Genomic DNA, 11,797 nt, shown 5'->3' with positions numbered 1-11,797 from the left:
CGTCAGAGCCACCCTTCGAGAACCTGGTCCGGCGGGCGGTGTCCGTCGGCCCATACGCGGATGTTGGCGATGACGCGGTCGCCCGATGCGGCGCGGCCTTCCTCGGTCGCGCTGCCGATGTGGGGCTGCGTCACGGTGTTGCGATGGGCGAGCAGGCGCGCATCGACATGCGGTTCGTCCGGATACACGTCGAGCCCCGCGCCCCACAGATGCCCGCTTTCCAGTGCGGCGATCAACGCGTCCTGATCCACGATGTCGCCGCGCGCCGTGTTGACGAGCGCGGCGCCCTCCTTCATCGCGGCGATGCGACCAGCGTCGATGAGTTGATGCGTGGATGCGCTCGCCGGGCAATGCAGCGTGACGATATCGGACATGGCGAGCAGATCGTCGAGCGTGTCGCAATAATCGGCGGCGAACATGCGCTCCACCGCTTGCGGAAGGCGGTGGCGATTGTGATAGACGATCTTCATGCCGAAGGCGCGGGCGCGATGGGCGACCGCCTGCCCGATGCGGCCCATGCCCACGATGCCCAGCACCTTGTCGCCGAGCCTTCGGCCCAGCATCGCCGACGGCGCCCAACCGCCCCATTCGCCGCGCCGGACCAGCATGGTGCCCTCACGCATACGGCGCATCACGCCGATGAGCAGCGCCATCGTCATGTCCGCGGTGTCGTCGGTAAAGACGCCCGGCGTGTTGGTCACGATGATCTGCCGCGCGCGTGCGGCGCGAAGGTCGATATGGTCGGTGCCCGCACCGAAATTCGCGATCAGTTTCAGGCGGTCGCCCGCCTGTTCGATCAATTCCGCATCGATCCGGTCGGTGACGGTGGGGACCAGCACGTCGCATGTCCGCGCCGCTTCCACCAATGCTCCCTGCGAAAGCGCGCCGTCATCCTCGTTCAGCCGACAATCGAACAATTCGCGCATGCGCGCTTCGGTCGCGGGGAGGAGCTTTCGCGTGACGGCGATGCGGGGCTTGCCGTCGATGCGGCGCTGGGGAATTTCGTCGGCCATATTGCGGCGCTACGACCCCTTTGCCGCGCGGGTCAAGGGGGCGGCCCGCAGCATGGCGGCGGAGAGCGTGCCGCCATGGGCTCGCGCGTCCAGTCGGGCATAGCGCTCCGGCGCGCGATAGGGCCGCGTATTGCGATATTGCCCGAAGCGCACCGGCGGGGCTATTGCGATTCGTCATGCTTGCAAGGTTCCTGTCCGCCCTTCTCGTCGCCGTGCTCGCACCGGGCACACCCGTTCATGCCGAGGAGGAGGTGCCGTACTGGGCCTCCATCCAGGTGTCCCGCGCCAACATGCGGTCGGGTCCGGGCGAGAATTACGCGATCGAATGGATATATCAGCGCGATGGATTGCCGGTGAAGGTCGTCCGGCGGTTGAGCGGGTGGCGGCTGGTCGAGGACCCGGACGGCGCGCGCGGATGGATCGTGTCGCGCTTTCTCTCGCTCGAACGCACGGTCATCGTGACCGGTGACGCGCTTGCCCCGATGCGCGCGAAGGGCAGCGAAACGGCGCCGCTGCTCTGGCGGTTGGAGCCGGGCGTGGTCGGCAATCTCGGCGAATGCGGGGGCGGATGGTGCGCGATCTCCATAGGCGAGAGAGCGGGCTATGTCGCGGCGAACCGCATCTGGGGCGAGGGCGAGCCCTGAACGTCGGCGGCGTCGCCCCCTTGCGCTGTGGCGGGGCATTGCCTAGGGCGTTTTCGCAAGTGCGATGTATCTGGCATGGCACGAGTCTCTTAGCCGGCGAGTCTGATTTTGGTCGACCTTTCGCAATATCTGCCGATCCTGATATTCCTGGGGATCGCGCTGGGGCTTTCGGCCCTCTTCGTGTTTCTGCCCATGGGCGTGTCGCGCCTGACGGGTGCGCATAATCCCGATGCCGAGAAAAACTCGGAATATGAATGCGGCTTTCCCGCGTTCGAGGATCCGCGCAGCCAGTTCGACGTGCGATTCTATCTCGTCGCGATCCTGTTTATCATCTTCGATCTTGAGGCGGCGTTCCTGTTCCCCTGGGCCGTCAGCCTCGACCTCACCGGATGGCCGGGCTGGATCACGATGATGATATTTCTGGGCGAGCTGATCATCGGCTATGCCTATGCATGGAAGAAAGGAGCGCTGGAATGGGAGTGAACGACACGCCTCTGGCCGCCAGCCCCAGGACCCCGAACCCGCCGGGTACCACCGTGTCCGGCGCGGCGCATAATCCCGCCCTTCATGGCGAACGTGCGCCCGATCCCGATTTCTTCAACTCGGTCAATGCCGAGGTCAGCGACAAGGGTTTCCTCGTCACCAGTACCGAGGAATTGTTTCAGTGGGCGCGGACCGGCTCGCTGTGGTGGATGACCTTCGGCCTTGCATGCTGTGCGGTGGAGATGATCCACGTCAACATGCCGCGCTATGACATGGAGCGGTTCGGCGTCGCGCCGCGCGCCTCGCCGCGGCAGTCGGACGTGATGATCGTGGCCGGAACGCTGTGCAACAAGATGGCACCCGCGCTGCGCAAGGTTTACGATCAGATGTCCGATCCCAAATATGTGATCAGCATGGGCAGCTGCGCCAATGGCGGCGGTTATTATCACTATAGCTATTCGGTCGTGCGCGGCTGTGACCGGATCGTGCCCGTCGACATCTACGTGCCTGGATGCCCGCCCACGGCAGAAGCGCTGCTCTATGGCGTGATGCAGCTCCAACGCAAGATCCGCCGCATCGGCACGGTGGAACGCTGATGGCTGTCCGGCATTCCGCACCGAAGATCACCTCGAACGAAGGGGTAAGAGATACGCTGAGCGCGGCGCTGGGTTCGATGCTGGTCGACGCGCATGAGGAGCATGGCGAGATCCTGCTTCGCGTCGGGCGCGAGCATTTGCCCGATGCGTTGCGTATCCTGCGCGATTCGCACGAGTATCAGCAGCTCATGGAAATCGCCGGTGTCGATTATCCGCAGCGTCCCGAACGGTTCGAGGTTTGCTACTGCCTGCTGTCGCTCACGAAGAACCACCGCATCGTGGTGAAGGTCAACACGGACGAGGCGACGCCGGTGCCGACGGTCACGCATCTGTGGCCGGTCGCCGGATGGCTGGAGCGGGAGGTGTTCGACATGTTCGGCGTGCTTTTCGCCGGCAACCCGGACCTGCGCCGCATCCTTACCGATTATGGCTTCGAAGGGCATCCGTTCCGCAAGGATTTCCCGCTCACCGGACATGTCGAGCTGCGCTATTCTGAGGATGAGAAGCGCGTCGTCTACGAACCGGTCGAGCTGGCGCAGGATTTGCGCCAGTTCGATTTCATGAGCCCGTGGGAGGGCGCGGATTACGTCCTTCCCGGCGATGAGAAGGCGGAGCCGACCGAGGCGCAGACCCGCGGCGCGCCCAAGGCCGACGAGCCGAAAACGACAGAAAGCGCGAAACAGACCGGCGCTGGCGCAAAGGCCGATGCGAAGGCTGCGAAACCGGTTGCCGCCGGTGAAGGAACGACGAAGGACGGCGGCGATGAGGCGCCGGCCCCCGAGCCGACGGAGGATCAGCCCGGTCAGCCTCCACGCGCGGGCAGGACCACCGATACCGCCGCCGGAACGCAAGTGAACGAGGACGATCCGCGCGCCGACGAGGACGCGCAGGACGGAGACAAGTCATGAGCATGACGCTCGAACAATCGCCGACCACGGGCGATGAGACGATCACGAACTACACGATCAATTTCGGGCCGCAGCACCCAGCGGCGCACGGCGTGCTCCGCATGGTCATGGAGCTCGATGGCGAGATCATCGAGCGTGTCGATCCGCATGTCGGCCTGCTCCATCGCGGCACCGAAAAGCTGATCGAGCACAAGACCTATCTTCAGGCGCTGCCCTATTTCGACCGGCTCGATTACTGTTCGCCGCTGTGCATGGAGCATAGCTACGTGCTGGCGATCGAGAAGCTGCTCAATGTCGAGGTGCCGGAGCGGGCGCAATATCTGCGCGTGCTGTTTGCGGAACTGACGCGGATTTCGAACCATCTGCTGAACATTGGTTCGCACGTCATGGATGTCGGCGCGATGACGCCGAACCTGTGGGTGTTCGAACTGCGAGAGGATTGCCTCAATTTCTTCGAGCGCGCATCGGGCGCTCGCATGCACAGCGCCTATTTCCGGCCCGGCGGCGTGCATCAGGACGTTCCGCTCAAGCTGCTCACCGATATTGGCGACTGGTGCGATACGCGCCTGCCCGAGTTGTTCGGCGATGCGATGAGCCTCGTCCTCGACAATCGCATTTTCAAGCAGCGCAACGTCGATATCGCCAAGGTCAGCAAGGAAGACGCGCTGGCCTGGGGATTTTCCGGCCCGTTGATCCGCGCGGCGGGCATCGAATGGGACCTTCGCAAGTCGCAGCCCTATGACGTGTACGACCGCATGAATTTCGAGATTCCGGTGGGCACCAACTCCGATTGCTACGACCGTTTCATGGTCCGCGTCGAGGAAGTGTACCAGTCGGCGAAAATCATCAAGCAGTGCATCGCCGAAATGCCGGAGGGTCCGATCGCGACGCTCGACCGCAAGGTCGCACCGCCCAAGCGCGGCGAGATGAAGCAGTCGATGGAAGCGCTCATCCACCATTTCAAGCTTTACACCGAAGGCTTTCACGTGCCGGCCGGCGAAGTTTATGTCGCGACCGAAAGCCCCAAGGGCGAATTCGGCGTCTATCTCGTCAGTGACGGCAGCAACAAACCCTATCGCTGCAAGATCAGGCCGACGGCGTTCTCCCATCTTCAGGCGATGGATTTCATGTGCAAGGGCCATATGTTGCCCGACGCGACCGCCATTCTGGGCGCGATCGACGTGGTGTTCGGGGAGTGTGACCGCTAATGGCCGACCGTTATCTCGAAGCCGATACGCCGGAATTGCGCGCGCGCTGGGGCGCGTTTGCGTGGACGGACGACAATGCGGCAAAGGCGAAGGAGATCGTCGCGCGCTATCCCGACGGGCGGCAGAAATCCGCGGTGATGCCGCTCCTCGATCTGGCGCAGCGGCAGGTCGGCGCGGAAACGCAGACGCAGGGCTGGCTGCCCATTCCGGTGATGGAATATGTCGCCGCCTATCTCGACATGCCGATCATTCGCGTGGTCGAGGTCGCGACGTTCTACACCATGTACAATCTGGCGCCGGTGGGCCGGTTCCACGTGCAGGTATGCGGGACGACGCCATGCATGTTGCGCGGGTCGGACGATATCATCGCCGCCTGCAAGGCGCGCGGCATGGCCAAGGGGCACACGACCGAGGACGGGCTTTGGACGCTGACCGAGGTGGAATGCATGGGCAATTGCGCGACCGCCCCGATGGTGCAGATCAACGACGCCAATTACGAAGATCTGACGCCTGACCGGTTGAACGCCGTGCTCGATGCGCTGGCGGCCGGCGAAACGCCGAAGGAAGGCACGCAGGAACCGGGGCGCCACACCAGCGAACCGTCCGGCGGGCCGACAACCTTGCGCGAAATGGTCGATGCGAACCACGATTACCGGAGCGAATGGTGATGGCCCGCGCGACCCCGTCCGATATCCGCAATTACCGCGTCGCCGCGGTCATGTTCTTTATCGCATCGATTGCGTTCTTCGCGGTCGGTAACATGGCGCTTGGCGCGGTGTTCCTGGCGCTGGGCGCGGTGTTCGTCGCGCAGGGTCGCGGCACGCGTGGCGAGGGGCAGGACTGATGGAACTGGTGCCGACACTGATCGTCGCGGTGATCGCCATCGCGATTGCCTGGAAATTTCTGAAAGGCGCGCTCAAGACGCTGGCTTTGCTGGCGATCCTGCTCATCGCCGCGCTTTTCGTGCTGGGAGGGCTGTGATGCTCGCCGACAAGGACCGTATTTTCACCAATGTCTATGGCTTTCAGGACTGGGGCCTGAAGGCGGCGCAGGCGCGCGGCGACTGGGACGATACGAAGGCGATCCTCGCCAAGGGGCAGGACGCGATCATCGACGAGATCAAGGCCAGCGGTCTGCGCGGCCGGGGCGGGGCGGGCTTCCCCACGGGGATGAAATGGTCCTTCATGCCCAAGGAATCGAAGGATGGCCGGCCGAGCTTCCTCGTGATCAACGCCGACGAATCCGAGCCGGGTTCTTGCAAGGATCGCGAAATCATCCGCCACGACCCGCACAAGCTGATCGAGGGGGCGCTGGTCGCCGGTTTCGCGATGCGGGCGCGGGCGGCGTATATCTACATCCGCGGCGAATATATCCGCGAGGCCGAAACGCTCTTCGCCGCCGTACAGCAGGCTTATGATGCAGGGCTTGTGGGCAAGAACGCCTGCGGTTCGGGTTATGATTTCGACGTATTCGTCCACCGCGGTGCGGGCGCGTATATCTGCGGCGAAGAAACCGCAATGATCGAAAGCCTGGAAGGAAAGAAGGGGCAGCCGCGCCTCAAACCGCCGTTCCCGGCCGGTGCGGGCCTGTACGGGTGCCCGACCACGGTCAACAATGTGGAATCCATCGCGGTTGCGCCGACGATCATGCGGCGCGGCGCGAACTGGTTCAACAGTTTCGGGCGTGAGAACAACAAGGGCACGAAGCTGTTCCAGATTTCGGGCCATGTCGAGAAGCCCTGCGTCGTCGAGGAATCGATGAGCATCCCGTTCAGCGAGCTGATCGAGAAGCATTGCGGCGGGATTCGCGGCGGATGGGACAATCTGCTGGCCGTGATTCCGGGCGGGTCTTCGGTGCCGCTGGTGCCCGCGGCGCAGATCAAGGACGCGCCGATGGATTTCGACGGGCTCAAGGAGCTGGGCTCGGGCCTCGGCACGGCGGCGGTCATCGTCATGGACAAAACGACCGACATTGTTCGCGCGATTTCGCGGATCAGCTATTTCTACAAGCATGAGAGCTGCGGCCAGTGCACCCCCTGCCGTGAGGGCACCGGATGGATGTGGCGCGTGATGGAGCGCCTGCGCGAAGGGGACGCCGCGCCCGAAGAGATCGACATGCTGTTCGAAGTGACGAAGCAGGTCGAAGGGCACACCATTTGCGCGCTCGGTGACGCGGCGGCATGGCCGATCCAGGGGTTGATCCGCCATTTCCGGCCCGAGCTGGAGCGCCGGATCGGCGCGAACCTGCCGGAAGCGGCGGAATGATGGCGGCATACGGTTTGACAGGCGCGTCAATGTCGCTAGCACGCGCGCAACGTGTGATCGCGCATACTGGCGCGGCGGCGCCGACCCAAGCAGAGAAGAATTCCCGATATGCCTAAGGTTACCGTCGACGGACAGGAACTCGAGGTGCCCGCAGGGGCCACCGTGCTGCAGGCGTGCGAGCTTGCTGGCAAGGAAATCCCGCGTTTCTGCTATCACGAACGGCTGTCCATCGCGGGCAATTGCCGCATGTGCCTGGTCGAGGTGAAGCCCGGACCGCCCAAGCCGCAGGCGAGCTGTGCGCTTCCCGCGACCGAAGGCCAGGAAATCCGTACCGACACCGAAATGGTGAAGAAGGCGCGCGAAGGGGTGATGGAGTTCCTGCTCATCAACCACCCGCTCGATTGTCCGATCTGCGATCAGGGCGGCGAATGCGATCTTCAGGACCAGTCGATGGCCTATGGCCGCGGCGCGACGCGCTATCACGAGAACAAGCGCGCCGTGACCGAGAAATACATGGGCCCGTTGATCAAGACGATCATGACGCGCTGCATCCATTGCACGCGCTGCGTCCGGTTCAGCGAGGAAATCGCCGGTGTGGACGAAATCGGCGCGCTGTATCGCGGCGAGAACATGCAGATCACCACCTATCTGGAACATGCGGCAAAGCATGAACTGTCGGCGAATGTCGTCGATCTGTGCCCTGTCGGTGCGCTGACCAGCAGGCCCTATGCCTATGAGGCGCGGCCCTGGGAATTGAAGAAGGTGCCGGGCATCGACGTCATGGACGGCGTCGGCAGCAATATCCGCATCGACAGCCGCGGTCGCGAGGTGCTGCGCATTCTGCCGCGCGTCAACGACGACGTGAACGAGGAATGGCTCACGGACAAGGGGCGTCATGCGCTCGACGGGCTGACGCGCCGCCGTCTCGACCGGGTGTGGATCCGCCGCGAGGGGAAGCTGCAGGCCGCCGACTGGAACGAGGCATTCGGCATGATCCGCGATGCGGCACCGGACGACAGCATTGCCGCCGTGCATGGCGATCTCGTCGATTGCGAAACCTTGTTTGCGGCGAAGGCCTTGCTCAAGGCCATGGGCTCCTCGCTGATCGAGGGGCGTCAGAATGGCATGGTGTACGACACCTCCAGCATGGCGGCGCTGAATTTCAATTCCGGTCTTGCCGGGATCGAGGAAGCCGATTGCATCCTCATCGTCGGCAGCCAGATCCGGCATGAAGCACCGCTCGTCAACACGCGCATCCGCAAGGCGGTGAAGCGCGGGGCGAAGGTGTTCATCATGGGACCCGAATGGGAAACGACGTATCCCGTCACTTTCCTCGGAAACGATCTTGGCGGGTTGAACGATGTGTCCGGCGATCTGGCCGATGCGATGGCCGCGGCGGAACGTCCCGCGATCATTGCCGGCGGCGCGGCATTGGCGCGCGGCGCCCTTGGCCGCTTGCTTGCGCTGGCGGGCGAGTGGAAGCTGGTGCGCGATGGCTGGAACGGGTTCAATGCGTTGCATGCGCCGGCGGCGCGGATGGGCGGCCTGATGCTCGGCTATGCGCAGGCCGGCGGCATGAAGGCCATTGCGGACGCCTCGCCCAGGGTGCTGTTGTCGCTGGGTGCGGACGAGATGGATTACGCCCCGTTCGAACAAAGCCTGAAGGTCTATATCGGCCATCACGGCGACAAGGGTGCGCATGCGGCGGATATCATCCTGCCCGCCGCAGCCTATACCGAGAAGCACGGCACGTACGTCAATATCGAGGGGCGGGTGCAGCGTTCGGAAAAATCGGTCTTCGCGCCCGGCGACGCGCGCGAGGACTGGACCATTTTGCGCGCGCTTGCCGACGCGATCGGCGTCAATGTCGGTTTCGACAGCTTCGACGAATTGCGCAGCGCGATGCACAAAGAGGTACCGTCGCTCGCGATTGACGGACTGGCTGAATTCGGGGCGACATTGCCCGCGGGCGGCGGCGAGGCATCGGGCGTGATCGACGCCTATCCGGTAAAAGATTACTACCTCAGCAACGCAATCTGCCGCGCCAGTCCGACGATGCAGCGCTGCTCGGCCGAATTGCTGCACGGGGAAGAAGTGGCGGAGGCCGCGGAATGACTGCTTTCTTCGTAGATCTGGGCATGGCCTATGGCTGGGCGTGGTTTCTGGCCACCGTCATCGGCGTATTGCTGATCGCGCTGCCGTTGATGCTCGGTGTGGCGATGATCATCTATGCCGACCGGAAAATCTGGGCGGCGATCGCGCTGCGGCGCGGGCCGAATGTGGTTGGCCCGTTCGGCCTGCTGCAAAGCTTTGCCGACGGGTTGAAGGTGTTTCTTCAGGAAACGATCATTCCATCGGCGGCGAACAAGGGCCTGTTCCTGATCGCGCCGATCATCACCTTTACCGTGGCGCTGCTGGCATGGGCGGTCATTCCGTTCGGGCCGGGAATGGTGCTGGCCAATATCAATGTCGGCCTGCTCTATGTCTTGGCGATCAGTTCGCTGGGTGTGTACGGAGTCGTCATCTCGGGCTGGGCGTCGAACTCGAAATATCCGTTTTTCAGTGCGATGCGCGCTGCAGCTCAGATGATTTCGTATGAGGTTTCGATCGGCTTCATCCTGATCTGCGTCATTCTCTACGCCGGCACGAGCAATCTGAACGGGATCATCCTGGCGCAGGTCGGGCACGGGTTCGGGCTGGTGAACGGGTTTGTCTTCAATATCCTGCTGTTCCCGATGTGGGTGATGTTCCTCATCTCCTCGCTTGCGGAAACCGCACGTGCGCCTTTCGACCTGACCGAGGCGGAATCGGAACTCGTCGCGGGGTATCAGACCGAATATTCGTCGATGAGCTTCGCGCTGTTCTGGCTCGGCGAATATGCCAACGTGCTGTTGATGTGCGCGCTGAATGCGATCCTGTTCTTTGGCGGATGGCTGCCGCCGCTCAATATCGATCTGATCCCGTGGTTCGACATTCCGGGCATTTTCTGGCTGTTGTTGAAGATCCTGTTCTTCTTCTTCATCTTCAGCTGGGTGAAGGCGACCGTGCCGCGTTTCCGCTACGATCAGCTGATGCGGCTTGGCTGGAAAGTGTTCCTGCCGTTGAGCCTGGTGTTCGTGGTGCTCGTTTCGGGCTGGCTGATGCTGACGCGCTATGACGGCGATGCCTATCAATCGAATTGCATGGTCGCGCGCGGCGCCATAGAGGGCGCGCCCGTTTCCCCGCTTTGCAGGATCGAGGACGTTCAATGAGTGTCGCACAGCTCGTCAAGAGCTTCACCCTCTGGGAATTCGTGAAGGCGCATGCGCTGACGCTGAAGTATTTCTTCAAGCCGAAGGCGACGATCAACTACCCCTTCGAGAAGAACCCCCTGTCGCCCCGTTTCCGCGGCGAACATGCGCTGCGCCGCTATCCCAATGGCGAGGAACGCTGCATCGCGTGCAAGCTGTGCGAGGCGGTGTGCCCGGCACAGGCGATCACGATTGAATCGGAACCGCGCGAGGACGGCAGCCGCCGCACGACGCGCTACGACATCGACATGACGAAATGCATCTATTGCGGTTTCTGTCAGGAAGCCTGCCCGGTGGATGCCGTGGTCGAGGGGCCGAATTTCGAGTATTCGACCGAAACGCGCGAGGAACTGCTCTATGACAAGGCGAAGTTGCTCGCAAACGGGGACAAGTGGGAACGCGCGATCGCCGCGAACCTTGAAGCGGACGCCCCCTACCGCTAGGGGCGCGGCGCGGGACATGATGAAACCATGATTCAGACCATAACCTTCTACCTGTTCGCGGCGCTGCTGATCCTGTCGGCGGTGTTCGTCATCATGGCACGCAACCCGGTGCATTCGGTGCTCTGGCTGATTGTCTGCTTCTTCAATGCGGCGGCGCTGATGATTCTCATTGGGGCGGAATTCATCGCGATGCTGCTCGTCATCGTCTATGTCGGGGCGGTCGCGGTATTGTTCCTGTTCGTGGTAATGATGCTCGACATCGACTTTGCCGAATTGCGGGCCGGTTTCGTGAAGAATTTCCCGTTCGGCATCATCCTTGCCATCGTTCTGCTGGCAGAGCTCGTGCTGGGCTTTGGCGCCTATCGCGCAGGCGGGCTGGATATCGGCATGGCGGACGGCACTGCGGCCCCCATGATTGGCGAATCGAACATCGAATCGCTGGGTGCGCTGCTTTACGGCCGCTATCTCTTCCTGTTCGAAGCGGCGGGCGTCGTGCTTCTGGTGGCCATGGTGGGTGCGATCGTGCTGACCCTGCGTCAGCGTAGCGAGGTGCGCGGGCAGAATATCGCGCAACAGATCGCGCGCCGGCCCGAAGACGCGACTTACAAGGCGAACCCGGAAACGGGGAAGGGAGTGCGGCTGTGATCGGGATCGAACATTATATCGTGATCAGCTCGATCCTGTTCGTGCTGGGCGTGCTCGGCATCTTCCTCAACCGGAAGAACATCATCGTCATCCTCATGTCGATCGAGCTCATCCTGCTCGCCGTGAACATCAATCTCGTCGCGTTCAGCGTGTTCCTGAACGACATGGTCGGACAGGTCTTCGCGATGTTCGTGCTGACCGTTGCGGCGGGCGAGGCGGCCATCGGGCTCGCCATTCTGGTCATCTATTTCCGGAGCCGTGGCACCATTGCGGTGGACGACGTCAATCGGATGAAGGGGTAAG

The 11,797-nt window shown here is 62.8% G+C and carries 15 protein-coding genes and 1 pseudogene; 14 read left to right on the top strand and 2 right to left on the bottom strand.

All coding sequences use genetic code 11. The features are described from left to right. Positions 1 to 2 precede the first annotated feature (2 nt). Positions 3 to 1,013 (bottom strand): 2-hydroxyacid dehydrogenase, encoded by a 1,011-nt coding sequence (locus tag K4G67_RS07030; protein ID WP_239805653.1) that lies wholly within the window; start codon positions 1,011 to 1,013, stop codon positions 3 to 5. A gap of 9 nt (positions 1,014 to 1,022) precedes the next feature. Further along, entirely contained in the window at positions 1,023 to 1,166 is a 144-nt protein-coding gene (locus K4G67_RS07025) for a hypothetical protein (RefSeq protein WP_239805652.1), read from the bottom strand. Between the two features lie 23 nt (positions 1,167 to 1,189). Between K4G67_RS07025 and K4G67_RS07020 the strand changes: the two genes are divergently transcribed. The 14 genes and pseudogenes from K4G67_RS07020 to nuoK all read left to right on the top strand — a co-directional run bounded on the left by K4G67_RS07020 (position 1,190) and on the right by nuoK (position 11,796). Further along, entirely contained in the window at positions 1,190 to 1,657 is a 468-nt protein-coding gene (locus K4G67_RS07020) for an SH3 domain-containing protein (protein ID WP_239805651.1), read from the top strand. Between the two features lie 108 nt (positions 1,658 to 1,765). Continuing rightward, on the top strand, positions 1,766 to 2,140 hold the full coding sequence (locus tag K4G67_RS07015; protein WP_202083808.1) for an NADH-quinone oxidoreductase subunit A: 375 nt from the start codon (positions 1,766 to 1,768) through the stop codon (positions 2,138 to 2,140). Further along, a complete protein-coding gene (locus K4G67_RS07010; protein ID WP_239805650.1) occupies positions 2,131 to 2,736 on the top strand; it encodes a NuoB/complex I 20 kDa subunit family protein in 606 nt (201 codons plus the stop codon). The genes K4G67_RS07015 and K4G67_RS07010 overlap by 10 nt, the downstream gene beginning before the upstream one ends. Continuing rightward, positions 2,736 to 3,644 (top strand): NADH-quinone oxidoreductase subunit C, encoded by a 909-nt coding sequence (locus tag K4G67_RS07005; RefSeq protein WP_239805649.1) that lies wholly within the window; start codon positions 2,736 to 2,738, stop codon positions 3,642 to 3,644. Before K4G67_RS07010 ends, K4G67_RS07005 begins: the two co-directional genes overlap by 1 nt. Next, positions 3,641 to 4,852: an NADH-quinone oxidoreductase subunit D gene (locus K4G67_RS07000; RefSeq protein WP_239805648.1), complete on the top strand. Its 1,212-nt coding sequence runs from the start codon at positions 3,641 to 3,643 to the stop codon at positions 4,850 to 4,852. Before K4G67_RS07005 ends, K4G67_RS07000 begins: the two co-directional genes overlap by 4 nt. After that, entirely contained in the window at positions 4,852 to 5,520 is a 669-nt protein-coding gene (locus K4G67_RS06995; RefSeq protein WP_239805647.1) for a complex I 24 kDa subunit family protein, read from the top strand. Before K4G67_RS07000 ends, K4G67_RS06995 begins: the two co-directional genes overlap by 1 nt. Next, positions 5,520 to 5,696: a hypothetical protein gene (locus K4G67_RS06990; protein WP_239805646.1), complete on the top strand. Its 177-nt coding sequence runs from the start codon at positions 5,520 to 5,522 to the stop codon at positions 5,694 to 5,696. Before K4G67_RS06995 ends, K4G67_RS06990 begins: the two co-directional genes overlap by 1 nt. Then, positions 5,696 to 5,833 (top strand): hypothetical protein, encoded by a 138-nt coding sequence (locus K4G67_RS06985; RefSeq protein ID WP_239805645.1) that lies wholly within the window; start codon positions 5,696 to 5,698, stop codon positions 5,831 to 5,833. The genes K4G67_RS06990 and K4G67_RS06985 overlap by 1 nt, the downstream gene beginning before the upstream one ends. Further along, positions 5,833 to 7,116, top strand: coding sequence for an NADH-quinone oxidoreductase subunit NuoF (gene nuoF / locus K4G67_RS06980; protein ID WP_239805644.1), 1,284 nt, complete (start codon positions 5,833 to 5,835; stop codon positions 7,114 to 7,116). Before K4G67_RS06985 ends, nuoF begins: the two co-directional genes overlap by 1 nt. Before the next feature lie 108 nt (positions 7,117 to 7,224). Beyond that, positions 7,225 to 9,231, top strand: a complete 2,007-nt coding sequence (gene nuoG, locus K4G67_RS06975) for an NADH-quinone oxidoreductase subunit NuoG (RefSeq protein WP_239805643.1) — start codon at positions 7,225 to 7,227, stop codon at positions 9,229 to 9,231. Beyond that, positions 9,228 to 10,277 (top strand): annotated as a pseudogene (nuoH, locus tag K4G67_RS06970) (NADH-quinone oxidoreductase subunit NuoH); the annotation flags it as partial. The gene nuoG and the pseudogene nuoH, both read left to right, overlap by 4 nt. Positions 10,278 to 10,363: 86 nt before the next feature. Beyond that, positions 10,364 to 10,849, top strand: coding sequence for an NADH-quinone oxidoreductase subunit NuoI (gene nuoI, locus K4G67_RS06965; RefSeq protein ID WP_202083821.1), 486 nt, complete (start codon positions 10,364 to 10,366; stop codon positions 10,847 to 10,849). A gap of 27 nt (positions 10,850 to 10,876) precedes the next feature. After that, positions 10,877 to 11,494, top strand: a complete 618-nt coding sequence (locus K4G67_RS06960) for an NADH-quinone oxidoreductase subunit J (protein ID WP_239805642.1) — start codon at positions 10,877 to 10,879, stop codon at positions 11,492 to 11,494. Beyond that, entirely contained in the window at positions 11,491 to 11,796 is a 306-nt protein-coding gene (gene nuoK, locus K4G67_RS06955; protein ID WP_202083826.1) for an NADH-quinone oxidoreductase subunit NuoK, read from the top strand. Before K4G67_RS06960 ends, nuoK begins: the two co-directional genes overlap by 4 nt. Position 11,797 lies beyond the last annotated feature (1 nt).

Origin of the sequence: Croceicoccus hydrothermalis, assembly GCF_022378335.1 — a bacterium.
Taxonomy (GTDB): Bacteria; Pseudomonadota; Alphaproteobacteria; order Sphingomonadales; family Sphingomonadaceae; genus Croceicoccus; species Croceicoccus hydrothermalis.
Note: the sequence above shows the minus strand (reverse complement) of the source record. Positions and strands in the feature narration are given on the sequence as shown.